This is a genomic window from Xenorhabdus kozodoii (assembly GCF_002632875.1).
In the GTDB taxonomy this organism is placed as follows: domain Bacteria; phylum Pseudomonadota; class Gammaproteobacteria; order Enterobacterales; family Enterobacteriaceae; genus Xenorhabdus; species Xenorhabdus kozodoii.
In genome coordinates, this window is sequence record NZ_NJCX01000001.1 from 73,783 (window position 1) to 100,169 (window position 26,387).

Sequence of the window (26,387 nt, forward strand, 5' to 3'; positions counted from 1 at the left end):
TGTATCCAATCTGCCCATCGGCAGATTGGAGGTGTAGAGAGATCATATTTGAAAGGTATCGTTGATAGAGGCCAGATTGAGCAGCGAACTGTTGTGGGTATTAACCCTGCTATTAATAGCCATTGTGCTTTTTACCACCAATAAAGTCAGGATGGACGTCGTGGCTTTATTGGTGATCATCGCATTTGTCTTGAGTGGCACACTGACGTTAAGTGAGGCCACTGTCGGTTTTAGTGATCCCAATGTGTTGTTGATTGCAGCCTTATTTGTCATTGGCGAAGGGCTGGTGAGGACTGGGGTTGCCTATCAAATGGGAGATTGGTTGGTTCGTGTTGCGGGTAACAGTGAAACCAAGATGTTGGTTTGGTTAATGTTATCGGTGGCTGGATTAGGTGCGTTCATGAGTTCAACGGGGGTTGTGGCGATATTTATTCCCGTTGTCCTGAGTGTGGCGGCCAGAATGAAAACTTCGCCAGGGCGATTAATGATGCCATTAGGATTTGCTGGTTTGATCAGTGGCATGATGACCCTGGTGGCAACCCCACCCAATATGGTTGTCAATAGTGAGTTGGTGCGCGAGGGCCTGCGAGGGTTTGATTTCTTCTCTATTACGCCAATTGGCATATTGGTGTTGATGGCTGGCGTGGCTTACATGTTAGTTGCCCGTCGTTGGCTGGGGGGAATAAACCATCAGGCGGCGGACGAACGTTATCAGCGGACATTTCGTGATTTGATCCGTGACTATAAATTGTCTGGCCGTGCTCGTCGTTTTACTCTCCGCCAGAATTCTCCCTTGGTTGGACACACGTTGGATGAATCGGGACTGCGTGCCCGTTATGGTGCCAATGTCATTGGTATCGAACGTTGGCGTAAGTTCCGTCGCGTGATGGTGGCTGCCACGGGGGATATCGAATTGCAAGGGCAGGATGTCTTGTTGGTGGATCTGTCGGATAGTGATGTTGATTTGCGGGAATTTTGCCGTGAGCAACAGCTAGAACCGAGGGTATTGCGGGGGGAATATTTTTCTGAGCACTCCCGTCATGTTGGTATGGCTGAGGTTTCCGTGATCCCTGAATCCGAACTCTTGGGGCAATCATTGCGTGCTATGAAATTTCGTACCCGTTATGGTCTTAATGTGGTGGGAATTCGTCGCGGGGGAAAAGCGTTAGAAGGGAAATTAGTCGATGAGCCTTTGTTACTTGGTGATACCTTGCTGTTGATTGGCGATTGGAAATTGATCCGCGCGTTAAAAACCAAAACCCCTGATTTTATTGTGCTGAATCTGCCCCTGGAAGTGGAAAGTGCGGCGCCCGCGACCTCACAGGCACCTCATGCCCTATTCTGCCTGACCCTGATGGTTGCCATGATGATGACCAATGAAATTCCCAATTTTATTGCTGCATTAATTGCCTGCCTGCTCATGGGAAAATTCCGCTGTATCGATATGGAAAGTGCTTATCGCGCCATTCACTGGCCGAGCCTTATTTTGATTGTCGGTATGATGCCTTTTGCACTGGCATTACAGAAAACGGGGGGAATTGATCTCATTGTTCATGGCCTGATGGATGTCGCAGGCGATATGGGGCCACGGGTGATGTTGATGTGCCTGTTTGTGCTTTGTGCCATGATCGGGTTGTTTATTTCTAATACAGCGACGGCTGTGCTGATGGCGCCGATTGCGATTGCGGCGGCGAATGAGATGGCCGTTTCCCCTTTACCCTTTGCGATGATCATTGGCCTGGCGGCCTCGGCAGCCTTTATGACACCGGTATCATCGCCTGTTAATACATTGGTGCTGGGACCAGGTGGATATCGATTTGCCGATTTCCTGAAACTGGGTGTACCTTTTACGTTAATTGTGATGGGGATTAGCGTGGCAATTATCCCGATACTTTTTCCATTCTAATGTTTCTATCGCGCAGCTCCGCATGGCATGGAGCTGCATTATAAACATGGTTTAACATTTCTATATGATTTCAATAATAAATATTAATAATTACAACAAAATGATGGTGGTCAGCTATCTGTCGTCAACGATCTTCGTCAAACCGTTGTCCCTGTAGCGCGTGTTATCTATAGGCTGATTTCATCAAGGGAAAGACTGAAACTGGGCACAAATACCGCTATAAAATAGTCCATTTCCTCGCTGCGACGTTCTGTCAGTGTTTTATCTAAGCGTTTTTTGGCTTGATTGAATTCAGTGTTGCCTGCTGAAAGTTCTTCCAGACATTTCAAGTAAGCACATAATGCATCAGCTTGCTTGATAATATGGGTTTCTTCTTCATTATGGTGATGCTCATCCAGGATAGGGCGAAAATCATCCTGTAATTCAGTTGGCAACATATCTAATAATTTTTGCTGGGCTATTTTTTCTATCTTCTTATATTCATGGGAAATTTGGGGATTGTAATACTTAATCGGGGTTGGCAAATCGCCGGTAATAACTTCGCTGGCATCATGGTACATGGCCAACAGGGCGATCCGTTCGGGATTAACATTGCCGTTGAATTTACGGTTTTTGATGATTGCCAAAGCATGTGCGACAAAAGCAACCTGCAAACTGTGCTCTGATACATTTTCTGTACGCACATTTCGCATAAGGGGCCAACGGTTAATTAATTTTAGGCGGGATAATTGGGCGAAAAAATGACTCATAATTTCCTCTAGTGGCTGAATAACGTGTAGCGGAATAATTAGGATTAATTGTGAGCGGAGCAGGGGGGGAAGTAAACCTATTAAGTGTCAATTTTCTCCAATATATTCCCGCCATCTTTTAACCTATACCAGTCGCCTTTCAAGATGCGTTTTATATCTCCCCGCGCAGCGGGGAGATATAAGCACTTCCATTGGTTTGCAAACTGCAACTTGAAGTTGGATTGGTATATAACGTGAAAAATAGCGGTGAGTAAGAAATAAGTATTTATCTCAGAAATGGCCCGCCCTATTAATGTGTTAATAAAATGGGTTTTCATAATAGCGATACACCCAAAGTATACGGTTTCCTTACTCCTCGCTGCGCGAAGAGTAAGGAAGTAACCGACAATTTTAGGATCTTATTTATTTACCGGAGGGAACTTTAAATGAAAAATAGGATGGTTATTGGCGATAGTGACCGATAAAACGGGCAAATTTTTCAATAGCCATTTGCAAGTCAGTGACATGCGGCAGTGTTACAATGCGGAAATGGTCAGGGTTTGGCCAGTTAAATGCCGTCCCTTGAACCAATAAAACTTTTTCCTGTAATAAGAGATCGAGTACCATTTTTTGGTCATCATAAATATTGAAACGTTTGCTGTCTATTTTCGGGAACATATAGAGAGCACCCATAGGTTTCACACAGGAAATTCCGGGGATCTGGTTAATCAACTCCCATGCGCGGTTGCGTTGTTCATAGAGTCTTCCGCCCGGAAAAATAAATTCACTAATGCTTTGATAGCCACCTAACGCGGTCTGGATCGCATGCTGCATCGGCACATTGGCACAAAGGCGCATTGATGCCAGCATTTCTAACCCTTCAATATAATCTTTGGCCTGTTTTTTAGGGCCGTTTAGTACCATCCAGCCTTGACGGAAACCGGCAACGCGATAGGTTTTGGACAGGCCATTAAACGTCACAGTAAAGAGATCCGGCGCTAATGCTGCGATGGAGTGGTGTTGGGCATCATCGTACAGGATCTTGTCGTAAATTTCGTCAGCAAAAATAATCAGATTATGCTGGCGAGCGATTTCTACGATTTCCAGCAGCAATTCTTTGCTATATACCGCCCCGGTTGGGTTATTCGGGTTAATAATCACGATACCACGGGTACGCGGGGTAATTTTACGGCGGATATCATCTAAATCAGGAAACCAGCCTTGCTGTTCATCACACAGATAGTGGACGGCATTACCGCTGGAGAGTGACACTGCCGCCGTCCAAAGGGGGTAGTCAGGCGCAGGAACCAACATTTCATCGCCGGTATTCAGCAGGGCTTGCATGGATTGAACGATCAGTTCAGAAACGCCATTACCGATAAAGATATCTTCAACGGTAACATCCAGCATATTTCTGGCTTGATAATGCTGCACGATTGCCTTACGTGCGGAATACAGTCCTTTTGAATCAGAATACCCCTGGGCAGTTGATAGATTACGGATAACATCGACTAAAATTTCATCAGGCGCTTCAAATCCAAATGGCGCCGGATTACCGATATTTAATTTCAGTACCTTATTACCTTCTTCTTCAAGTCGTTTAGCTTCTTTGAGGGTATTTCCTCGGATGTCATAGCAGACATTATCTAATTTACTGGATTTATTAATGGAAAACATAGGGTGCCTTGACCTCTCGGCGAAAATGTAACTACCCGGCATAAAAAGTGTAGTGACCAATGTACTCTTCTCGGTCTGTGTTTTGAAGGTGCTTTGATATCTTTGGTTAAAATGGTTGTTTAAAGAATAAATGAATAAGTTTGCTCTCTAAATTTTGGTCTTTTTCTGGTGATTTATTTCTAATTTATTTGTTAGGTTGGATTTAAATTTTGCATAATGGCTGGTTTTTAGTTGACAGGGGAGGCCAGAGGTGACATTTTTATGACGTTTTTTAATCGTTCGTTTACGGATACTTGAAATTGTCAATAAAAGTAAGAAGATTTGTATAATGTATTCTTATAATTTATCTTTACTGGCCTAAAGTTAATTTAGGTTTTTATCATATGATACTTAGACAAATTTTTGGATTTTTACCCATGACATTTTCAGGTCTATTCAATGGGGATGTTAATCCATTAAAAATACTAATATTATCCGGTGATGTTAAGTGTTCCTAATTCAGATTACGTTATTCTTTGAAGCAAGTCAGAAAAAGGGTATTTGTACTGGAAATTAGTGATTATGTGATGTAAATAGAGTTTTAACTTTCATTTATTTTGGGATTGCATAAATTTTGTTAAGAGAAGGAGAAAATAAAACCCCATGATGATCTAAATAGTAAAAAAAAATGCAGTAATCCTTTGCCCTATTTAATAGAGTAGAGTAATGTCACAATCGGTATTATTTTATTTGATACTGCTGAAGTAAAAACACCAGGTTAGTTAGTAATTAAAATCAAAAAAAAGTGATGAATAAACAATGATAAATGCAAATCGTCAGATAATAAACCTCGATCTCGATCTGCTAAGAACTTTTGTTGCCGTTGCTGACTTAAATACTTTTGCAGCAGCAGCAGCAGCTGTTTCTAGAACGCAGTCAGCTGTGAGTCAGCAAATGCAGCGGTTAGAACACCTCGTGGGAAGAGAGTTGTTTGCTCGCCACGGCCGCAATAAACTTCTGACCGAGCATGGGCTTCAACTTCTTGGTTACGCACGTCAAATTCTTCGTGCCAATGACGATGCAACAGCATCATTAACCTACAATGATGCAGACGGTGAATTGAGAATAGGTGTATCAGATGATGCTGTTGATACACTGCTTCCTTTCTTACTAAACCGTATTGCCTCTGTCTATCCACGTGTGGCTGTTGATGTACGCATTAAGCGTGCGCAGTTTATCGAAAGCATGTTGGATAACCATGAGATTGATTTGGCTTTAACCACAGCAAAAATCAACCACCATCCTAAAACGATCTTACGCTCTTCGCCTGTCCTATGGCACTGTGCACCAGATTTCCAATTACAGATGAACGAGCCTGTACCGTTGGTTGTGATGGATGAGACTAACCCTTTCCGCCAGATCGCTCTGGAAACGCTGGATATGGCGGGCATTTCATGGCGTATCGCTTATGAAGCTGCTTCCTTATCTGCTGTTCGTGCGGCTGTGAATGCAGAAGTCGGTATTACCGCCCGCCCTCTGGAAATGCAAAATGCAGACCTGAGAATTCTAGGTGAAATAGAAGGATTACCACGCCTGCCGGAAATTCAATTCTTCTTATACCGTAACAATAACGAACAGAACGAATCCGTTCTGACTGTTTTTGATGCAATAGAAAATAAAAAAACACCTTATACCGTAACAACGGTTGAATCCGATGAATCCAACGAAACGGATGAATCCATCGACACGATTGAACCTATCAAATCGACTGAAACAGTTGATGAAAATTCCGTTGAAAATATAGACGAATAAGTATTATGTGTTTATAGGCTAATATTTCCATTCTATTTGTGGAGATATTAGCCTGTTGCTAATTACTTATTAATAATCCTCCTCCTCGCTTTCCATTTTCATTTCTATTTCTGATATTTCTAATAAGAAATATACCCTACTAATTTTTCTATATCTTTCGAATTTTGGTTAAAAGAATGTTGATTTGTTAACAAGTTTCATTTTTTAACTTGCTAAAATAAACCTATTTTCAGAAATAGTGCGCTTGTTGTACTTCAATCGTTTCTTTTCGAAACAATTTATCTATAGTTGAATGAATTGCGTTCAAGTGTTGAATGTTTTTCAATGAAATTGTGCACTTGATCATAAAAATACCTCAGATAACGCAGTGGAAAGACAGGTTTTTCCTGCGATAATGATGTAGTAAAGTCGAATTATCGGTTAGACTAGTGATATCGGGAAGACGTTTTTTTGTACGACTGACACGTTTTAGCGATACATTAGTACAAGCCGTTAATTAATGGTTTGTTGTTTGTGAATAAATATGTGAGTGTTTTTGCCGTTATGGCAAATTTTGTTGAGAGGAATAAAAACCAAGACGATTCAAGCTATAGGATATATTGATTAGCGTTGTTTCAGATTTGGTTGTTATCCCTTCCTATGAATCGATGTGGTGCAACACTGCCAGCCAAAAGAGCAGACACCTTGACACCAACTTTTGATGAGTAAGCAACGAGTATGTCTACATCCACTGGAATTCTGGCCCATCACTGGGCTTTTGCGATTTTTCTAATAGGTGCTCTTGGTTTGTGTGTGCTCATGCTACTGGGTGGGTACTTCATGGGGGGCAGGGCAAAAGCCAGAGCAAAACACGTACCTTATGAATCAGGTATCGATTCTGTCGGCAGCGCCCGCTTGCGTCTGTCGGCGAAGTTTTATCTGGTTGCCATGTTCTTTGTCATCTTCGACATTGAAGTCCTTTACTTGTATGCATGGGCCGTCTCAATCAAAGAGAGCGGTTGGCTAGGCTTTGCCGAAGCGAGCATTTTCATTCTGGTGTTATTGGCCGGTTTGGTTTATCTGGCGCGCATTGGGGCGTTGGATTGGACCCCTGTGCGTTCAAAACGTCAGGTCAGTAAACCGAGTGCTGATACTTATACAAACACGACGGATGTCAACACTGGCAATCATACCAACAACAGTCACATGCAGTAATAGCGAGGCATAAAGATGGATTATACGCTCACCCGCATAGATCCGAACGGTGAGAATGACCGTTATCCCCTGCAAAAACAGGAAACTGTTAGCGATCCCCTGGAACAGCATGTTCACCGAAGTGTCTATATGGGGAAATTGGAACATGCTCTGCATAATATGGTGAATTGGGGGAGGAAAAACTCCCTGTGGCCCTATAACTTCGGACTTTCTTGCTGCTACGTGGAAATGGTGACGTCGTTTACCGCGGTTCACGATGTCGCACGCTTTGGTGCAGAAGTATTACGGGCATCCCCCCGTCAGGCGGATTTCATGGTCATCTCTGGCACCTGTTTCGTCAAGATGGCGCCTGTTATTCAGCGCCTGTACGACCAAATGCTGGAACCGAAATGGGTCATTTCAATGGGCGCCTGTGCAAACTCCGGGGGTATGTACGATATTTACTCTGTCGTTCAAGGGGTTGATAAATTTATCCCTGTCGATGTTTATATTCCTGGCTGTCCTCCTCGTCCAGAAGCCTATATGCAGGCACTGCTGCTGTTGCAGGAGTCCATAGGCAAAGAACGACGCCCACTGTCATGGGTGGTTGGCGATCAGGGGGTTTACCGTGCCAATATGCAATCAGAAAGAGAACGAAAACGCGGTGAACGTATTGCAGTGAAAAATCTGCGTACCCCAGACGAAATTTAAGGCTTCTAGCCATATAGCGTAACCAAGAGCAATGTGTTGCGATCACAAAAACCCTGATCAAGCGTTGTGGTGAAGAATGATGACAGATCAGATAGCGCAAGAAAGCGCCCGGCCAGCTTGGGCAACACGAGATCATCTTGATGATCCTATTGTCAGCGAGCTTAATCGTCAATTTGGCTCGGATGCCTTTGACTTTCAGCCGACCCGTACCGGTATGCCCGTTGTTTGGGTCAAACGGAAACAGTTACTGGAAGTAATCACATTCCTGAAAAAATTACCCAAACCTTATGTCATGCTGTTTGACTTGCATGGCGTTGATGAGCGTCAGCGCTCTCACCGAGATGGCCTGCCCGCGGCTGACTTTTCGGTGTTTTATCACCTGCTTTCCATTGAGCGTAACCGTGACATCATGCTGAAAGTTGCGCTCACTGAACAAGACCTGAATATTCCCACTATCACACCCATTTACCCAAATGCCAATTGGTATGAACGTGAAACGTGGGAAATGTTTGGCATTACATTTAACGGCCATCCAAACTTACGCCGCATCTTGATGCCACCAACGTGGGAAGGTCATCCGTTGCGCAAAGAATATTCTGCACGTGCCACGGAATTTGATCCTTTCGTATTGACTAAGCAGAAAGAAGATCTGGAAATGGAAGCCCTGACTTTCAAACCCGAAGAGTGGGGCATGAAGCGCAGTACTGATAATGAAGACTTCATGTTCCTTAACCTCGGCCCAAACCACCCTTCTGCTCACGGCGCATTCCGCATTATTTTGCAACTTGATGGCGAAGAGATCGTCGATTGTGTTCCCGATATCGGCTATCACCACCGCGGAGCCGAAAAGATGGGGGAACGGCAGTCATGGCACAGCTATATCCCTTATACCGATCGCATCGAATATTTGGGAGGATGCGTTAACGAAATGCCTTATGTGCTGGCGGTCGAAAAGCTGGCAGGTATTGACGTGCCGGATCGGGTGAAAACCATTCGTGTCATGTTGTCCGAACTGTTCCGCATTAATAGCCATCTGCTTTATATCAGTACCTTCATCCAGGACGTTGGTGCGATGACCCCGGTTTTCTTTGCCTTTACTGACCGACAAAAAGTTTACGACGTCGTCGAGGCGATTACGGGATTCCGTATGCATCCGGCGTGGTTCCGAATCGGCGGGGTTGCCCATGACCTGCCGCGCGGTTGGGACAAACTTTTACGTGAATTGCTGAACTGGCTGCCGAAACGTTTGAATTCCTATGTCAAAGCCGCGCTGAAAAACAGTGTCCTGAAAGGGCGTTCCGTAGGGGTTGCGGCTTACAACGCTAAACAAGCGTTAGACTGGGGGGTTACCGGCGCGGGGCTGCGTGCAACCGGCATTAGCTTTGACGTGCGTAAATGGCGCCCTTATTCCGGCTATGAAAATTTCGATTTTGAAGTCCCGATCGGCTACAACGGCGATTGCTATGATCGGGTCATGCTGAAAGTCGAAGAGATCCGCCAGAGTATGCGCATCCTTGAACAGTGTTTGAAAAATATGCCAGAAGGCCCATTTAAGGCTGATCATCCACTGACCACGCCACCACCGAGAGAACGGACCTTACAGCACATCGAAACCATGATTAACCACTTCCTGCAAGTGTCATGGGGACCGGTCATGCCGGCCAATGAATCATTCCAGATGATTGAGGCGACTAAGGGGATCAACAGTTATTACCTGACCAGTGATGGTAACACCATGAGTTACCGTACCCGCATTCGTACACCCAGTTTTGCTCATTTACAGCAAATTCCATCGGTGATCCGCGGTAGCCTGGTTTCTGACCTTATCGTCTATCTGGGCAGTATCGATTTTGTTATGTCTGATGTGGATCGCTAACGATGCAAAGTGAATTTAACGCAAACAAGCAAGCACGCCTTGATGTGGTTAACGTAACGGACGCTCAGACACCGGATGAGTTTGTATTGAGTGCTGACGAACGTAATGCCATTGAGCAGGAAAAACACCACTACGAAGATCCGCGTGCTGCGTCAATTGAAGCATTGAAAATTGTGCAAAAGCAGCGTGGTTGGGTGCCGGATGGCGCCATTTATGCCATTGCTGAGGTATTGGGTATTCCCGCCAGTGACGTGGAAGGGGTGGCGACGTTTTACAGCCAAATCTACCGGCAGCCGGTGGGACGCCACATCATCCGTTACTGTGACAGTGTGGTATGTCACATCACGGGCTTTCAGGGCGTTCAGGCAGCGATAGAGTCGCATCTGGACATTCGTCCGGGGCAAACCACGGCAGATGGGCGTTTCACACTGTTGCCAACCTGCTGTCTGGGGAACTGTGACAAGGGGCCAACGATGATGATTGATGAGGACACTCACAGTTACGTGAAACCCGAAGAAATTGAAAAATTACTGGAGCAGTATCCATGACAACGCATTCAGGAGTGAAAGACATTATCCGCACAGCGGAAACTCATCCCCTGACATGGCGGTTGCGCGATGACCAACAACCTGTCTGGCTGGATGAGTACCGAAGCCAAAATGGTTATAAGGGAGCTGAAAAAGCACTGAAGGGCATGGCTCCTGATGAAATTACCGCACTGGTGAAAGATGCCGGCTTAAAAGGCCGTGGTGGGGCGGGCTTTTCAACAGGCTTGAAATGGAGCCTGATGCCAAAAGACGAAAGCATGAATATCCGCTATTTATTGTGCAATGCGGATGAGATGGAGCCAGGTACTTACAAAGACCGCCTGCTGATGGAGCAATTGCCCCATCTGTTGGTGGAAGGCATGTTAATCAGTGCCTTTGCATTGAAAGCCTACCGTGGCTACATCTTTCTACGGGGTGAATATGTCGAGGCGGCTATCCATTTACGCAAGGCGATAGAAGAAGCGAAAGCGGCTGGATTGCTTGGCAAGAATATTTTGGGCAGTGGTTTTGATTTTGAACTGTTTGTTCATACTGGCGCGGGTCGTTATATCTGTGGTGAAGAAACCGCGTTGATTAACTCCCTTGAAGGGCGCCGGGCGAACCCACGTTCAAAACCCCCATTTCCTGCGACGGCTGGCGTATGGGGAAAACCAACGTGCGTCAACAACGTTGAAACACTGTGCAACGTTCCTGCCATTCTTGAACATGGGCAAGCGTGGTACATCGGTTTAAGTGCAGGCAAAAGTCAAGATGCTGGCACCAAATTGATGGGCTTTTCTGGCCGGGTCAAAAACCCAGGTGTTTGGGAATTACCTTTTGGCACCACCGCCCGTGAAATTCTTGAAGATTACGCGGGAGGAATGCGTGATGGCTTGAAATTCAAGGCATGGCAACCCGGCGGGGCAGGCACCGATTTCCTGACCGCAGACCATTTGGATCTGCCGATGGATTTTGAACATATTGGCAAAGCGGGTAGCCGTTTGGGAACCGCACTGGCAATGGCGGTAGATAATGAGATCAATATGGTTTCCCTGACCCGCAATCTTGAAGAATTCTTCGCCCGTGAATCTTGTGGCTGGTGTACACCGTGTCGTGATGGCTTGCCGTGGAGTGTCAAAATCCTCCGGGCTATTGAAAATGGCAAAGGCCAGCCAGGTGATATTGAAACGTTAGAACAACTCTGCCGTTTCCTTGGCCCAGGCAAAACGTTCTGTGCTCATGCACCGGGTGCGGTGGAGCCTTTGCAGAGTGCCATCAAATATTTCCGTGAAGAGTTTGAAGCGGGAATTGTCACCAAAGATTATGGCAATACCAACCTGATTGCAGGTATTCAACCAAACTTGCTCAAACAGCGTTGGTAGCGGCTTGTTTGCAAAAGTCTTGTTTGCAAAAACAACGCTAAGGCAAAATTTTTGATTAACGCCTGCCACGGCAGGCCATTGGGAAGCATGCTGACTATGGCTACGATACATGTAGACGGCAAAGAATATGATGTCAACGGGGCTGATAACCTGTTACAAGCCTGCCTCTCATTGGGGCTTGATATACCTTATTTTTGCTGGCATCCAGCGCTGGGAAGCGTTGGCGCTTGCCGCCAGTGTGCGGTGAAGCAATATCAAAACGCGGAAGATACGCGTGGTCGTCTGGTGATGTCTTGTATGACACCGGCGTCAGATGGTACGTATATCTCCATTGATGATGACGAAGCTAAACAATTCCGATCCAGTGTGGTGGAATGGTTAATGACCAACCATCCCCATGACTGTCCAGTTTGTGAGGAAGGGGGTAACTGTCACTTGCAGGATATGACAGTTATGACGGGGCACTCATTCCGAAAATACCGTTTTACCAAACGGACTCACAAAAATCAGGAATTGGGACCGTTTATCGCCCATGAAATGAACCGTTGTATCGCCTGTTACCGTTGTGTTCGCTACTACAAAGATTATGCAGATGGAACGGACTTTGGCGTTTATGGGGCGCATGACAACGTCTATTTTGGTCGCCCTGAAAGTGGCACATTGGAAAGTGAATTTTCCGGTAACCTCGTTGAAATTTGTCCAACCGGGGTATTTACCGACAAAACACACTCAGAACGCTATAACCGTAAATGGGATATGCAGTTTGCGCCAAGCATTTGCCAGCAGTGCAGCATTGGCTGTAACACCAGTCCAGGTGAACGTTATGGGGAATTGCGCCGGATAGAAAACCGTTATAACGGCACGGTCAACCGCTATTTTATGTGTGACCGCGGGCGCTTCGGTTACGGTTATGTCAACCGTGAAGACCGTCCTCGCCAGCCACAACAATTGCGTGGCGATCAGTGGATTTCACTGAATGCCGGGCAAGTCATGCAAGGCGGTGCCGACATTTTGCGGCAGGCGAAAAATGCCATTGGCATCGGTTCACCGCGTGCCAGTATTGAAAGTAACTTTGCCTTGCGTGAATTGGTGGGGGTGGAAAACTTCTACAGTGGCATTTCAGCGGAAGAACAACATCGCCTTGATATGATGTTGGAAATTCTCCAGCAAGGCGGCGTCTATACCCCATCCTTGCGTGAAATTGAAGATTATGATGCTGTGCTGGTGTTAGGGGAAGACCTGACCCAAACGGCCGCCCGCATGGCATTATCTGTGCGTCAGGCAGTGAAAGGAAAAGCGCGTGAAATGGCGGCTGCCCAGAAAGTGGCCGACTGGCAAATTGCGGCTGTGATGAATATCGGCCAACACGCCAAATACCCTCTCTTCTTGACCAGTGTTGATGAAACCCGGCTGGATGACATTGCAGCGTGGAGCTACCGTGCCCCGATAGATAATCAGGCTCGTTTCGGTTTTGCTGTGGCACATGCCCTAAACAGTATCGCCCCTGCTGTCAATGACCTGCCGGATGAACTGAAAGCGAAAGCAGAACTCATTGCGCAGGCATTGCGTGAAGCGAAAAAGCCATTGATTATCAGTGGCAGTAATCCAGGCAGTGACACCTTGATTCAGGCTGCGGCCAATATCGCCTGGGCGTTGAAAGATAAAGGTTCGGATGTTGGCCTTTCTTATGTTGCTGCCTACGCCAATAGCCTGGGGCTGGCGATGATGGAAGCGCAGCCACTGGATGCCGCGTTGCAACGTATCGCTAAAGGGAATTCAGACACCGCCATCGTGGTGGAAAATGATCTCTATCGCCATGCGCCGGCGGATAAGATTGATCGCGCCTTGGATAGCCTGAAAAACCTGATCGTCGTGGATCACCAACGCACCGCGATTATGGATAAGGCTCATTTGATTCTGTCCGCCGCCAGTTTTGCTGAAAGTGATGGGACGTTGGTGAATCAGGAAGGTCGTGCCCAGCGCTATTTCCAGGTTTACGAACCCGCGTTTTATGACAAATCCATAGTGGTATTAGAAAGCTGGCGCTGGATGCACTCCCTGTATACCACCTATACCCAGTGCCAAACCGACTGGACGCAGCTTGATCATGTGATTGCCGCGTGTGTCAAATCGATGCCGCAATTCAAGGGCATTGTCGCTGCCGCCCCAGATGCAACATTCCGTATTCGTGGCCAAAAATTGGCACGTTCTCCCCATCGTTATAGCGGCCGTACCGCGATGCTGGCGGATGTCAGTGTCCATGAGCAACGCCAACCACAGGATATCGATACCGCCTTTGCTTTCTCAATGGAAGGGAACAACAGCCCCTATGCGCCACGTCAGCAAATCCCCTTTGCATGGGCACCGGGCTGGAACTCACCACAAGCGTGGAATAAATTCCAGGCTGAAGTCGGTGGCAAGCTGCGCTTCGGTGACCCAGGGGTTCGTTTGATAGAAACGGTTGATGGCGGGCTGAACTATTTTGACGCGATCCCGCCCGCATTCACTGCGCAAAAAGATCAATGGCATGTTGCGCCTTATTTCCATTTGTTCGGCAGTGAAGAACTGTCACAACGTTCTCAGGTAATACAAGAGCGGATGCCTGAGCCGTATGTGATGATCAATCATCAAGATGCAGCGCATTTGAAGGTGAAAGAAGGTGCTGTGATGGCATTTGATTGTGAAGGACAACAATTGCGTTTGACCGTGCGTCTGAGTGGCAAATTGTCCCAAGGGCAAATCGGCTTGCCGCTGGGGATGCCGGGGATACCCCCGGTTCTGTCCGGCAAATCAGTCCATAACTTACGGGAGGTCGTATAATGAGCTGGTTTACTCCCGAAGTCATTGAAATTCTGATTGCTGTACTAAAATCCATTGTCATTCTACTGGTTGTGGTGGTCTGTGGGGCGTTTATGAGTTTCTTTGAGCGCCGTATTCTTGGCCTGTTCCAGAATCGTTATGGGCCTAACCGTGTCGGTTGGGGCGGTTCATTGCAGCTCGTTGCAGACATGATCAAAATGTTCTTTAAGGAAGACTGGGTACCCCGCTTTTCCGACAGAGTCATTTTTACCCTGGCACCGGTTATTGCATTCAGCTCAATGCTGCTGGCCTTTGCCATCGTGCCAGTTAGCCCGACCTGGATGGTCGCAGACCTGAACATTGGCATCTTATTTTTCATGATGCTGGCGGGTTTGGCGGTTTATTCCGTGCTGTTTGCAGGGTGGGCGAGTAATAACAAATATGCCTTGCTGGGTGCGATGCGTGCCTCAGCACAGACATTGAGTTATGAAGTTTTCCTTGGCATGTCCATGATGGGTGTGGTGGCGCAAGCCGGCTCCTTTAACATGGTGGATATCGTCAACTCACAGCAACATGTATGGAATGTCATTCCCCAATTTTTTGGTTTCCTGACTTTTGCCATTGCGGGTGTTGCGGTATGTCACCGCCATCCCTTTGACCAACCAGAAGCAGAGCAAGAATTGGCTGACGGTTATCACATTGAATATTCCGGTATGAAATTCGGCCTATTTTTTGTCGGGGAATATATCGCGATCGTGACGGTATCCGCGTTAATAGTCACACTGTTCTTTGGTGGCTGGAATGGACCTCTCTTGCCTCCGTTCATCTGGTTTGCGCTAAAGACGGCATTTTTCATGATGATGTTCATCTTGATCCGTGCTTCATTACCGCGTCCGCGTTATGACCAGGTGATGTCGTTTGGCTGGAAGATCTGTCTGCCGTTAACGTTACTTAATATGCTGGCAACTGCCGCCGTTATTTTATACAACGCTTAATAAAGGGGTGATTGAACCATGACATTGAAAGAGTTAGTGGTCGGTTTCGCCACCCAGGTACGCAGTATTTGGATGATAGGGTTGCATGCCTTCCATAAACGCGAAACAAAAATGTATCCGGAAGAGCCAGTTTATCTGCCACCCCGTTACCGTGGGCGCATCGTTCTGACGCGTGATCCTGACGGTGAAGAGCGTTGTGTTGCGTGTAACTTGTGTGCAGCAGTATGTCCAGTGGGATGTATCTCACTGCAAAAAGCCGAACATAAGGATGGTCGCTGGTATCCTGAATTTTTCCGTATCAACTTTTCACGTTGCATTTTCTGCGGCCTGTGTGAAGAAGCGTGTCCAACGACCGCTATTCAGTTAACGCCGGATTTTGAACTGGGTGAATTCAAGCGTCAGGATCTGGTGTACGAAAAAGAAGATCTGCTGATTTCAGGGCCAGGTAAATATCCAGACTATAACTTTTACCGTAAGGCAGGTATGGCAATTGACGGCAAAGATAAAGGTGAAGCTGACAATGAAGCCAAACCTATCGACGTTAAAAGCCTGTTGCCGTAAGGAGCGATATTCATGGAATTTACGTTTTATGTCGCAGGGCTGGTTGCTATTCTCGCAACACTTAGGGTGATAACCCATACAAACCCGATATATGCGCTGTTGTATCTGATTACCTCCTTGTTGGCACTCTCCATCGTCTTTTTTTCGATGGGCGCCTATTTTGCGGGTGCACTGGAGATCATCGTTTACGCGGGCGCCATTATGGTGTTGTTCGTCTTCGTCGTGATGATGCTGAATTTAGGAAAATCCGTTGTCGAGCAAGAGCGGCTGTGGCTGCAACCCCGCACCTGGATTGGCCCGTCGATCCTGTCTATCGTGCTGTTGATTGTGCTGGTTTATGCCATCAGTACACTGTCATCTGCTGAAATTAGTGGTGAAGTCATTAGTGCCAAAGAAGTGGGCATTAGCCTGTTTGGTCCTTATGTATTGGCAGTCGAGCTGGCATCTTTGTTGTTGCTGGCAGGATTGATCGTGGCTTACCACATCGGCCGTGAAAATCGGCAAGGGGAAGTGATCAGCAATCGTACGGAGGAGCAGCAATAATGATAGCGTTACATCATGGACTCATTTTGGCGGCTATTCTATTTACATTGGGCTTCACTTGCCTGATTATCCGCCGCAATCTGTTATTCATGCTGATCGGGCTGGAAATCATGATCAATGCCTCAGCGTTGGCATTCGTCGTTGCGGGTAGTTATTGGCTCCAGCCTGATGGTCAGGTGATGTTTATTTTGGCCATTACTTTGGCAGCCGCCGAGGCGAGTATCGGTTTGGCACTGTTATTACAGTTGCACCGTCGTCGCCAGAACCTGAATATTGACACAGTCAGTGAGATGCGCGGATGAACTTACTCTATTTAACAATTCTGTTGCCACTGTTGGGATTCTTGCTATTGGCATTTTCCCGTGGCCGCTGGTCTGAAAATGTGTCAGCCACCATTGGGATGGGTTCTGTTGGGTTGGCAGCATTGGTCACCTTCTCGGTAGCCCTTGATTTTCTTAACCAGGATGGGGCAGGGGGGCTGGTTTACAGCCAGACGTTGTGGAACTGGATGGCAGTGGATAATTTCAGCATCCCCGTTAATCTGGTGCTGGACGGCCTGTCGCTAACGATGCTCAGTGTTGTGACTGGCATTGGTTTTCTGATCCATATCTACGCATCCTGGTACATGCGCGGTGAAGAGGGATACTCCCGTTTCTTCGCCTATACCAACCTATTTATCGCCAGCATGGTGGTGTTGGTACTGGCAGACAATATGCTGTTAATGTACCTCGGTTGGGAAGGGGTAGGTCTGTGCAGTTACCTGTTGATCGGTTTCTACTACAAAACCCCGGCCAATGGTGCGGCGGCAATGAAAGCCTTCATTGTGACCCGTGTGGGTGACGTATTCCTTGCCATTGGCATGTTTATCCTTTACGACCAGCTTGGTACGTTAAGTTTCCGCGAATTGGCAATATTAGCACCACAACATCTTGCCGCAGGCTCCAGCGCGATCACCTGGGCAACCTTGATGATCCTGGGAGGCGCGGTAGGTAAATCCGCTCAGTTACCCTTGCAAACGTGGCTGGCAGATGCGATGGCAGGCCCAACCCCCGTTTCAGCGCTGATCCACGCGGCGACGATGGTGACCGCGGGTGTTTATCTGATTGCCCGCAGCCATGCCTTGTTCTTGCTGGCACCGGATATTTTGCACTTGGTCGGTATTATTGGGGCGATCACCTTACTATTGGCGGGTTTCGCTGCGCTGGTACAGACAGATATCAAACGGGTACTGGCCTACTCCACCATGAGCCAAATTGGTTATATGTTTCTGGCATTGGGCGTACAGGCGTGGGATGCCGCCATTTTTCACCTCATGACCCATGCGTTCTTCAAGGCATTACTGTTCCTGGCTTCTGGCTCGGTGATCCTGGCCTGCCATCATGAACAAAACATCTTCAAAATGGGTGGGTTGAGAAAGCGTATCCCATTTGTTTATCTCTGCTTCCTTGTGGGTGGGGCGGCATTGTCGGCACTGCCATTACTGACGGCAGGTTTCTACAGTAAAGATGAAATCCTGTGGGGCGCGTTGGCAAATGGTCATATAAACCTGATGCTGGCGGGGCTGATTGGGGCATTGATGACATCACTGTATACCTTCCGCATGATCTTTATCGTATTCCACGGTGAAGAAAATACCCACGCCCATCCCGTCAAGGGCATCACCCACACCTTACCCTTGTCAATATTGCTGGTGTTGTCCACTTTCGTTGGTGCACTGATTGTGCCACCGCTGGCGGGCGTTTTACCAGAGAGCGCGACGGGGCAGGGTAGCAAAATGACACTGGAAATGGTTTCTGGTGTGGTGGCGGTTGTCGGTATCTTGCTGGCGGCTGCGCTGTATCTGGGTAAACGTGGCGTGGTCAATGCCACTGCGAACAGCGCACCAGGGCGTTTCTTCTCCACATGGTGGTTCTATGCCTGGGGATTTGATGCGCTGTATGACTGGGTATTTGTGAAACCCTTCAAAGGCATCACCCACCTGTTACAAAGTGATCCTTTGAACTCACTGATGAATATTCCAGCCATATTGTCCCGCTGGGGCAATAAAGGGCTTCGCTGGAGTGAGAACGGACAAGTCCGTTGGTACGCTACCTCTATGGGGTTGGGTGCAGTGCTGGTTTTAGCTCTGCTGCTTTTGGTTTAATTAAGGGACACATTGCGCCATGCTATTACCTTGGCTAATTCTTCTGCCCTTTATCGGCGGCCTGCTATGTTGGCAGGCAGAGCGCTTCGGCACCCGTATGCCGCGTTGGATAGCGCTTCTGGCGATGGGGTTGACACTGTTACTCTCCTTGTACTTGTGGTTGCAGGGCGGTTATACACTTACCAACCCACAGGGTATCCCACAGTGGCAATCAGAATTCTTGCTTCAGTGGATACCTCGTTTTGGCATTAGCATTCATCTGGCACTGGATGGTCTGTCCTTGCTGATGGTGGTGCTGACGGCATTACTGGGTTTAATGGCGATCCTCTGTTCGTGGAATGAAAACCAGCCATACCAAGGTTTCTTCCACCTGAACCTGTTGTGGATACTGGGCGGTGTGATGGGGGTTTTCCTTGCCATCGACCTGTTCCTGTTCTTCTTCTTCTGGGAAGTGATGCTAGTACCCATGTACTTCCTGATCGCACTGTGGGGACACAGAGGATCGGAAGGTAAGACGCGTATCACGGCGGCAACGAAATTCTTCATCTACACCCAAGCCAGTGGGTTGGTGATGCTGATTTCGATTCTGGCATTGGCCTTCATTCACCATGATGCCACCGGCGAATGGACATTCAACTATGAAAAACTGTTGGATACGCCGATGTCACATACCATTCAATACCTGCTAATGCTGGGTTTCTTCATTGCATTTGCGGTGAAAATGCCGGTTGTGCCTTTACATGGCTGGTTGCCAGATGCCCATAGCCAGGCGCCAACCGCCGGTTCAGTTGACCTGGCGGGGATCTTGCTGAAAACGGCTGCGTATGGCTTATTGCGTTTCAGCCTGCCACTGTTTCCACAAGCCTCTGCGGAATTTGCGCCGATTGCGATGTGGCTGGGCGTCTTTGGTATTTTCTATGGTGCGTGGATGGCATTCAGCCAGACAGATATCAAACGCTTGATTGCTTATACCAGTGTTTCTCACATGGGCTTTGTTCTTATTGCCATTTACACCGGTAGCCAATTGGCTTATCAGGGGGCGGTGATCCAGATGATTGCGCATGGTCTGTCAGCCGCGGGGCTGTTCATTCTGTGTGGTCAGCTATATGAACGCCTGCATACCAGGGACATGCGCCAAATGGGGGGATTGTGGGGAAGAATTCAACTCTTGCCTGCCATATCCCTGTTCTTTGCGGTAGCAACATTGGGTATGCCAGGAACCGGTAACTTTGTGGGTGAATTTATGATCCTGTTTGGCAGTTTCAGCCAATTTACCTTAGTGACTACGATATCTGTGTTCGGTTTGGTTTTTGCCTCCGTTTATGCACTGTATTTGATGCAGAGGGCCTATTACGGTACGCCAAAAACTGACAAGCCCTTACAACGGATGGATGTGCGCGAAATCTCCATTTTGCTGCTGTTGGTCATCTTGTTGGTCATTTTGGGGGTTTACCCACAGCCAATCCTTGATACCTCAGCCGCAGCAATGAGCAACATCCAGAATTGGTATTCAGCTTCACTTTTAACTACAAGGCCGTAATTCGCCATGACAATAACTTCTGAACAATTGATCGCACTGTTGCCGCTATTGATCGTCGGATTGACGGTGGTGGTTGTGATGCTGTCCATTGCGTGGCGACGCGATCATTTCACCAATGTCACTTTGACGGTAATTGGTCTCAACCTGGCGCTGCTCTCACTCTATTTTGTGGGACAGCAGGTGCCAATGGATGTCACGCCATTAATCCATGTCGATCGTTTTGCCATGTTCTACACTGCCCTGGTGCTGATTGCGAGCCTTGCAACAACGACATTTGCCTACTCATGGCTGGAAAATTATCCCGATAACAAAGAAGAATTTTATCTGCTAGTGATGATCGCGGCGGTTGGGGGGATTTTACTCTCTTCGGCCAACCATATGGCATCACTGTTTATCGGTATTGAATTGATCACTTTGCCGCTGTTTGGTCTGGTCGGTTATGCCTATCGCCAGAAACGTTCGCTAGAAGCAGGCATTAAATATATGTTGCTGTCTGCGGCTGCATCCTCATTTCTGCTATTCGGTATTGCACTGTTGTATGCAGAATCGGGTGATTTGTCATTCGCAACACTGGGCAAGAGCTTAAGTGACAGTAAACTGCATGAACCATTAATATTGGCTGGCTTGGGGATGATGGTCGTCGGGCTGGGCTTTAAACTTTCCCTGGTGCCTTTCCAACTGTGGACACCGGATGTGTATCAGGGGGCACCAGCGCCGGTATCGACCTTTCTGGCAACGGCGAGTAAGGTGGCGATCTTCGCCGTGGTTATGCGCTTATTCATTGAAGCGCCAGTGGCTGAGAGTGCAACCTTGCGTATTGTGCTAACGGTGATTGCGATTGCCTCTATCCTGTTTGGTAACTTGTTGGCATTGACACAAAGCAATATCAAACGACTACTCGGTTACTCATCCATTGCCCATTTAGGGTATTTGCTGGTGGTATTGGTTGCTATCAAGGATCATACCTTGGCAGAAGAGACGGCGGGAATTTATCTGGTGGGGTATTTACTTGCCAGTATCGGGGCATTTGGCGTGGTCAGCCTGATGTCCAGCCCATACAGAGGGCCGGATGCGGATTCCCTGTTCTCATATCGGGGCCTGTTCTGGCATAAACCCATCTTGTCAGCGGTGATGACGGTCATGATGTTGTCATTGGCGGGAATACCATTAACATTTGGCTTCATCGGTAAATTCTATGTCATCGCGACAGGTGTTGACGCAAGATTGTGGTGGCTGACAGGCACCGTTGTTGTGGGGAGTGCCATCGGCCTTTACTACTATCTACGTGTGATGGTGAGCTTGTACCTGCCAGCACCGAAAGCGCTAAACCGTGATACACCACACAATTGGGCATTTACTTCTGGTGGGATTGTCGTATTGCTTGCTGCGTTATTGGTGTTGATCCTGGGAATTTGGCCACAACCACTGATTGATATCGTTCAGTTGGCGAAAAGCGTTGTGTAAATAACAAGCGAAAGAAAGCGATTATTTTAAAGACCCAGTTATCGTTGACTGGGTCTTTTTGTATATAGAAAAGCCCCTGCTAGGCAGGGGATTCGGTTATGTCAGAGTACCATTAGGCCATTACAGTCTCATTGGCGATGAGTTGACCGCTTTCCAATTTGAGACAATGGTCGGCCAAGTGGAAAAAGCGATCATCGTGGGTGATTGCCAGTACCGCCTTACCGCGCGCAGCCAGTTCGGGCAGTAATTCTTGGTAGAATACCCTCTTGAACAGGGGATCTTGGTCAGCAGCCCATTCATCGAACAGATAGAATGGTCGATCTTCCAAATAGGCCACCACCAAAGCGAGACGTTTTCGCTGTCCTTGTGACAGATCGCGAGTGGAAAAGTGACCATTTTCAATTTTTACTTTGTGATCAAGATGTAGCTTGGCAAGCAACGCGTTAGCGCGTCCATCCAGTGTCGAATCGGTATCCCTCAGGCCGATCAGTGACTCGAACAGATGGAAATCAGAGAAGATCGCTGAGAAGAGTTGGCGGTAGTTGGCTCGGTTACTGTCAGTGATCGTGCGGCCATCAACGGTAATCGTGCCGTTTTCCGGGGTATAAAGACCAATTAGCAATTTGGCAAGTGTGGTCTTGCCACTGCCATTACCGCCAATCAGAAAAGTAATTTCCCCTCTTTTGAGTTCCATGTCGATCGGGCCGAGTTGAAATACTTCATTTTCCTTCTCACGATAGTAACTGTGGGTGAGTCCAGACAAACGTATTGAGTTTGCTTCACCGAATTCACTGGCAGAGATCTGTTGTTCAATCCGATCTTGTTCATCCAGTTCAGAAAGTATTTTTCCAATACGGTCTAGCGATACGCGAGCAGAATTCAGTGTTGGGATACTATTCAGTAGGCTGTCTAAGGGCATCAGCATAAACAGGAACACAATGACGTAGCCTGCCAGCGTCGTTGGTTCAAGACCTGATATCATCGCAGGAGCGAATATGACCAATCCCAGGAACACGTAGAACAGGAAGAGGATCCAGCCGACGCCAAAGGCGTAAACACCGAAAGCACGGGCACGGTGCCGGCGTACCGCATCAATTTCTCTGCCGAGCGAATGGGTAAGAAAATCTTGGGCACGGGAGAAGTGAAGTTTCAGTTCTTTTGCTCCTGAGAATAAGGCACTGAAATGGGTAAACAGGCGATCTTGTGCCTTACCCGCGGCGTTGAACGCGTTGATCGCTTTGGTTCCACCGAGGCTGTAACCCAGTGAGCCGATAAGGACGACGGCCAATGCCAGACAGAACACTTGCCACGACAACCAGGCCAGATATCCCAGGCAGCCGAGTACAATAGAGCCTTGCATCACGATGTTGGGTAGAATGAAGAACAAAAGTGACACATTGGTTGAATCATCGGTGATGATGGACTGGGCGCGAGAAGCGCCCAGCATTTCAATCTGGCGGAAGGATGCACAAGCAACGCGATCTGAGATGAGTTCGCGCATCTTGGCCATCGTACCTTGGCTCAGTTTGGCGAAAATCACGCCACTAAGTACCCGGCAGACAATCGCCACTACAACGAGAATGCTAAAGTACCAGATGAGAGAGGTATGATTGCCGCTGGAGGTTGCCAATGATTTGTTGATCAGGGTGACCAGTGAAACGCTGGAAATACCGTTGGCTACACTGGCGAAAGTGGCGATGGCAAGCGCCCAGCGTGAACGATATAGGAGTGAGAGTAAAAGCCCATAGGCCGGAGATTTGATAGTCAACTTGTTCATGTAAAATCCATAAATTTTCTGTATAAGTGGCCGTTAATTTTTTGCATCCCTCATGAGTATTCAGTGTGCCTGTGTGCCTAATAGTTAATATTCAAGTGCCGGTTCCGTGGGGTTGATCCAACAAAATTGAGTCACTCCATTTCATTAATAAAATCATAAGGATTTGTTTTTTTGGTAAAATTTCATAATTCAGCTTGTTAACATAGTCCTGTTTTTCCTGCAACCAGACGGCAAACTAAACTGCCCGACTTGTGGACTGGACAACATGGCTATGTGATGACCAGCCATGAGCACCCTACTTACTTAGCTGAGTAACATGGATACTCCACTTGTTTTCATCATGCTCTGTTTCAGCAACATTAATACTTTGTCAATTCGCCCATTCGTAGTATCGATTTTTATCCTATTAAAATTATAAGGATCGATCATGCTAAAGAACTCGATTTCTTCACCACGGTTAATCAATTGTTGAGCTATCTGGTAGGCGATCACTACCTGCGGGTAATAGGGGCATGTGCTTGAATACGGAGAATGGACGGTATATGGCAAGTGCTGAGGTGTTGGAGGGAACTCAATCGTGTGGAGGCTAAGTGCCTGCAAGGTGTAGACCGGCAGTTCCGATGGTAGCCGTATTGTTGCCCAAGGACTCGCTGGTCAGAAGAGGATTCCCCGCCGTTTCATTGCTCAAAGCAGCCCAAAATATGGAAGTCTGGCTATGACCGATAATCGAAAACCTGCTCCAAAGGGTGTGGTCGGAAACTTCTAAAGATCCTGTATATGAGCCGTCTATACTCATTTTTAATGAGTATAGACGGCTTAGTTTATCATTAAAAAGAATAATATTTTAATGTTAATTAATCCCGCCTCCAGGCAGAGTCGTGTCTATATATCCCTGCCAATTTTGACTGTATTGATCATTATCTCCATCCACTTTATAATATTCAATATAAATAACAGCAGCTCTGCCATCTGAGCTTGAATCAATATTTCCTGTTACAGAAATAGGGATAGATATATTTCCTTTCGATGTTGTAGCAGGAGAAGTTGCTTTAGGTAATTGAATTGTACCCTTATAGGGTATATCACCTCTATTTGAGGATTTAATGAATAACTTAATCTCAACAGTATCTCCAGGATTTACTTTCTGGTTATCTGCTGAATCAGCTTCAATTTCCACATAAAGGGTATCCCCCCCATTAAATCTATACTGATTAATTGTAGTGAAATTAATCGTATCCCCTGGGTTTAAAATAAAATCTGGATTAAGCCCATAGCTTGAATATATTTTAGGAGGGTCAAAAACTCTATTTTTATCAGAGTCTGGCGGATCATTTGGATCACCAGCATACTTAACAAAAATACTATCTGAATATCTAATATTTGAGTTTTCCCTTGCAATAAGATAACTGAATTTATTTTCCTTTGATGTAGAAAATATTGAGTATGGTAACTGATAAGAGTAATCATCTAATTTTGATAAATCAGAAATTTCAACATAGTCTCCTACTACGTTATCATTAACAAGATACAAGATGAAATCTGTTTTTCTTGCTCCGTCATAAGGAGGGATTTTTATATTAAAATATTTTTCATCTTCTAATGGTTTTAAAATGTCATCATATAATTCTGCTATATCGGGAGCAACTAGATGATCTTCAAATTCAGCATTTTCTAAATCTAAAATGAATAAAATATTTTTAGATTTTCTTTCAGAAAATAAACCTTCTATTGAACTATAGAAAGCTAATACAACCGACTGACTTTCCTGAGGAAATGCATAAAATTTTAAATTACCCTGAGGATCTGTGGTTAGGGTAAATTGTTGATATTTTGCAAAATTATCAGTATTAGTCTGTAATGGATGACCACAAACATCCGTTAAAACAACTTTTGATAAACTGTCTTGACTATTTGCCGATATATTGACTCTTAAATTTGGAATTGCTGCTCCTGAATTATCTCTTACAATCGTTGTTATTGTTACTCTATTCGGATTTGTCAAGACTGGTTTGTTTTCACCAGAAGGTGTTTCGATATAGAATTTATCTGTTGTAAGTGATAAAGTATCCGAACTTATATCTGAGACTTTGAAACTGAAACTCTGAGGTTTATAGCCTGTATTTGATGTGTTTACAGTAAAAGATTGTGGAGTATTGAAGAATTTTTTGTCTTTACTCACTTTAATAAAAATCTCAGCAGTAGCATGTTTAGGCATAATTGTAACTTGGTTTTTTCCAATAACGGTTATCCAATCACTAGTTGGATTAAGCGTTATAGTGTCTGTATTTGTAAAGTCTTTTGTTCCTCCTGTTAAATTAATTAATAACTTCAAATGTTGATCGGCGATTAATGTTGCATTGTTATATAAGTCTGTTCCATTATCTGTTGTTACGGTTATTTTTTGTGTCTGAGTTGTCATTTTTTATTCTTCCTTTTTACTAACTTAGTTTAGGTTTTTATTTTTTGGAATTTAGCTATCAATAGCAAAACTAACAATAACATTCCATAAAAATAAAATAGGTGTTTATTTTTCCTGAACACTATTTCATAAAATAAATCGTATTGTTTCTTAATAATGGCATTGGTTGAATTTTATTTTTATGTTATTATCCTAATGAGTAATTACATTAACCTTCCTTAATTCAAAATCTGATTTGTTTATTTTTTGACAGTATCGTAAATTGAAATCATAAAAGCAACACAGATATTAAAAATGTAACTATATGTTAAAATAGCTATTTTAGAGTATGCGCACTCGCTTTTTTATTGGCTATTTATTAGTGATGTTATTTTT

Annotated in this window: 19 protein-coding genes; 15 read left to right on the top strand and 4 right to left on the bottom strand. The window is 46.1% G+C overall.

The window, feature by feature from the left end:
• Positions 1 to 76: 76 nt before the first annotated feature.
• Complete coding sequence (locus Xkoz_RS00275; RefSeq protein WP_099140412.1) at positions 77 to 1,906, top strand: SLC13 family permease; 1,830 nt, start codon at positions 77 to 79, stop codon at positions 1,904 to 1,906.
• Between the two features lie 167 nt (positions 1,907 to 2,073).
• Here Xkoz_RS00275 and yfbR read toward each other — a convergent pair whose 3' ends face one another.
• Positions 2,074 to 2,655, bottom strand: a complete 582-nt coding sequence (gene yfbR, locus Xkoz_RS00280; protein ID WP_099140217.1) for a 5'-deoxynucleotidase — start codon at positions 2,653 to 2,655, stop codon at positions 2,074 to 2,076.
• Positions 2,656 to 3,096: 441 nt separating this feature from the next.
• Positions 3,097 to 4,311, bottom strand: a complete 1,215-nt coding sequence (locus tag Xkoz_RS00290) for a pyridoxal phosphate-dependent aminotransferase (protein WP_099140219.1) — start codon at positions 4,309 to 4,311, stop codon at positions 3,097 to 3,099.
• Between the two features lie 798 nt (positions 4,312 to 5,109).
• Here Xkoz_RS00290 and hexA point away from each other — a divergent pair.
• From hexA to nuoN, 14 genes are all read left to right on the top strand, one after another.
• Positions 5,110 to 6,102, top strand: coding sequence for a transcriptional regulator HexA (gene hexA, locus Xkoz_RS00295; protein WP_099140220.1), 993 nt, complete (start codon positions 5,110 to 5,112; stop codon positions 6,100 to 6,102).
• A gap of 717 nt (positions 6,103 to 6,819) precedes the next feature.
• Positions 6,820 to 7,296: an NADH-quinone oxidoreductase subunit A gene (locus Xkoz_RS00300; RefSeq protein WP_099140221.1), complete on the top strand. Its 477-nt coding sequence runs from the start codon at positions 6,820 to 6,822 to the stop codon at positions 7,294 to 7,296.
• Positions 7,297 to 7,311: 15 nt separating this feature from the next.
• Positions 7,312 to 7,986, top strand: a complete 675-nt coding sequence (locus tag Xkoz_RS00305; protein WP_099140222.1) for a NuoB/complex I 20 kDa subunit family protein — start codon at positions 7,312 to 7,314, stop codon at positions 7,984 to 7,986.
• Between the two features lie 76 nt (positions 7,987 to 8,062).
• Positions 8,063 to 9,862 carry an NADH-quinone oxidoreductase subunit C/D gene (nuoC, locus tag Xkoz_RS00310; protein ID WP_208615182.1) on the top strand — a complete coding sequence of 600 codons (1,800 nt, stop codon included), beginning with the start codon at positions 8,063 to 8,065 and terminating at the stop codon, positions 9,860 to 9,862.
• 2 nt (positions 9,863 to 9,864) lie between these two features.
• Positions 9,865 to 10,410 carry an NADH-quinone oxidoreductase subunit NuoE gene (gene nuoE, locus Xkoz_RS00315; RefSeq protein WP_099140224.1) on the top strand — a complete coding sequence of 182 codons (546 nt, stop codon included), beginning with the start codon at positions 9,865 to 9,867 and terminating at the stop codon, positions 10,408 to 10,410.
• On the top strand, positions 10,407 to 11,771 hold the full coding sequence (gene nuoF / locus Xkoz_RS00320; protein WP_099140225.1) for an NADH-quinone oxidoreductase subunit NuoF: 1,365 nt from the start codon (positions 10,407 to 10,409) through the stop codon (positions 11,769 to 11,771). The genes nuoE and nuoF overlap by 4 nt, the downstream gene beginning before the upstream one ends.
• 96 nt (positions 11,772 to 11,867) lie before the next feature.
• Entirely contained in the window at positions 11,868 to 14,591 is a 2,724-nt protein-coding gene (nuoG, locus tag Xkoz_RS00325) for an NADH-quinone oxidoreductase subunit NuoG (RefSeq protein ID WP_099140413.1), read from the top strand.
• Positions 14,591 to 15,565, top strand: coding sequence for an NADH-quinone oxidoreductase subunit NuoH (nuoH, locus tag Xkoz_RS00330; RefSeq protein WP_099140226.1), 975 nt, complete (start codon positions 14,591 to 14,593; stop codon positions 15,563 to 15,565). Before nuoG ends, nuoH begins: the two co-directional genes overlap by 1 nt.
• Positions 15,566 to 15,583: 18 nt before the next feature.
• On the top strand, positions 15,584 to 16,126 hold the full coding sequence (nuoI, locus tag Xkoz_RS00335) for an NADH-quinone oxidoreductase subunit NuoI (protein ID WP_099140227.1): 543 nt from the start codon (positions 15,584 to 15,586) through the stop codon (positions 16,124 to 16,126).
• 12 nt (positions 16,127 to 16,138) lie between these two features.
• Positions 16,139 to 16,669: an NADH-quinone oxidoreductase subunit J gene (nuoJ, locus tag Xkoz_RS00340; protein WP_099140228.1), complete on the top strand. Its 531-nt coding sequence runs from the start codon at positions 16,139 to 16,141 to the stop codon at positions 16,667 to 16,669.
• Entirely contained in the window at positions 16,669 to 16,971 is a 303-nt protein-coding gene (gene nuoK, locus Xkoz_RS00345; RefSeq protein ID WP_099140229.1) for an NADH-quinone oxidoreductase subunit NuoK, read from the top strand. Before nuoJ ends, nuoK begins: the two co-directional genes overlap by 1 nt.
• On the top strand, positions 16,968 to 18,812 hold the full coding sequence (nuoL, locus tag Xkoz_RS00350) for an NADH-quinone oxidoreductase subunit L (protein ID WP_099140230.1): 1,845 nt from the start codon (positions 16,968 to 16,970) through the stop codon (positions 18,810 to 18,812). Before nuoK ends, nuoL begins: the two co-directional genes overlap by 4 nt.
• Before the next feature lie 19 nt (positions 18,813 to 18,831).
• Positions 18,832 to 20,352 (top strand): NADH-quinone oxidoreductase subunit M, encoded by a 1,521-nt coding sequence (nuoM, locus tag Xkoz_RS00355; protein WP_099140231.1) that lies wholly within the window; start codon positions 18,832 to 18,834, stop codon positions 20,350 to 20,352.
• Positions 20,353 to 20,358: 6 nt separating this feature from the next.
• A complete protein-coding gene (gene nuoN / locus Xkoz_RS00360) occupies positions 20,359 to 21,816 on the top strand; it encodes an NADH-quinone oxidoreductase subunit NuoN (RefSeq protein WP_099140232.1) in 1,458 nt (485 codons plus the stop codon).
• A gap of 112 nt (positions 21,817 to 21,928) precedes the next feature.
• On the opposite strand, the gene Xkoz_RS00365 is transcribed toward nuoN, so the two are convergent.
• Positions 21,929 to 23,593, bottom strand: a complete 1,665-nt coding sequence (locus Xkoz_RS00365; protein WP_099140233.1) for a cyclic peptide export ABC transporter — start codon at positions 23,591 to 23,593, stop codon at positions 21,929 to 21,931.
• An 850-nt stretch (positions 23,594 to 24,443) separates the two neighbouring features.
• Positions 24,444 to 26,012, bottom strand: coding sequence for a hypothetical protein (locus Xkoz_RS00375; RefSeq protein ID WP_099140235.1), 1,569 nt, complete (start codon positions 26,010 to 26,012; stop codon positions 24,444 to 24,446).
• Between the last annotated feature and the right edge of the window lie 375 nt (positions 26,013 to 26,387).

Coding starts and splice junctions, on each gene's coding strand:
- nuoE (WP_099140224.1), top strand. CDS start 9,865: ATGCAAAGTGAATTTAACGCAAACAAGCAAGCACGCCTTGATGTGGTT.
- nuoL (WP_099140230.1), top strand. CDS start 16,968: ATGAACTTACTCTATTTAACAATTCTGTTGCCACTGTTGGGATTCTTG.
- hexA (WP_099140220.1), top strand. CDS start 5,110: ATGATAAATGCAAATCGTCAGATAATAAACCTCGATCTCGATCTGCTA.
- Xkoz_RS00290 (WP_099140219.1), bottom strand. CDS start 4,311: ATGTTTTCCATTAATAAATCCAGTAAATTAGATAATGTCTGCTATGAC.
- nuoK (WP_099140229.1), top strand. CDS start 16,669: ATGATAGCGTTACATCATGGACTCATTTTGGCGGCTATTCTATTTACA.
- nuoN (WP_099140232.1), top strand. CDS start 20,359: ATGACAATAACTTCTGAACAATTGATCGCACTGTTGCCGCTATTGATC.
- nuoC (WP_208615182.1), top strand. CDS start 8,063: ATGATGACAGATCAGATAGCGCAAGAAAGCGCCCGGCCAGCTTGGGCA.
- nuoM (WP_099140231.1), top strand. CDS start 18,832: ATGCTATTACCTTGGCTAATTCTTCTGCCCTTTATCGGCGGCCTGCTA.
- nuoG (WP_099140413.1), top strand. CDS start 11,868: ATGGCTACGATACATGTAGACGGCAAAGAATATGATGTCAACGGGGCT.
- nuoI (WP_099140227.1), top strand. CDS start 15,584: ATGACATTGAAAGAGTTAGTGGTCGGTTTCGCCACCCAGGTACGCAGT.
- Xkoz_RS00300 (WP_099140221.1), top strand. CDS start 6,820: ATGTCTACATCCACTGGAATTCTGGCCCATCACTGGGCTTTTGCGATT.
- nuoJ (WP_099140228.1), top strand. CDS start 16,139: ATGGAATTTACGTTTTATGTCGCAGGGCTGGTTGCTATTCTCGCAACA.
- nuoF (WP_099140225.1), top strand. CDS start 10,407: ATGACAACGCATTCAGGAGTGAAAGACATTATCCGCACAGCGGAAACT.
- Xkoz_RS00365 (WP_099140233.1), bottom strand. CDS start 23,593: ATGAACAAGTTGACTATCAAATCTCCGGCCTATGGGCTTTTACTCTCA.
- Xkoz_RS00375 (WP_099140235.1), bottom strand. CDS start 26,012: ATGACAACTCAGACACAAAAAATAACCGTAACAACAGATAATGGAACA.
- yfbR (WP_099140217.1), bottom strand. CDS start 2,655: ATGAGTCATTTTTTCGCCCAATTATCCCGCCTAAAATTAATTAACCGT.
- Xkoz_RS00305 (WP_099140222.1), top strand. CDS start 7,312: ATGGATTATACGCTCACCCGCATAGATCCGAACGGTGAGAATGACCGT.
- nuoH (WP_099140226.1), top strand. CDS start 14,591: ATGAGCTGGTTTACTCCCGAAGTCATTGAAATTCTGATTGCTGTACTA.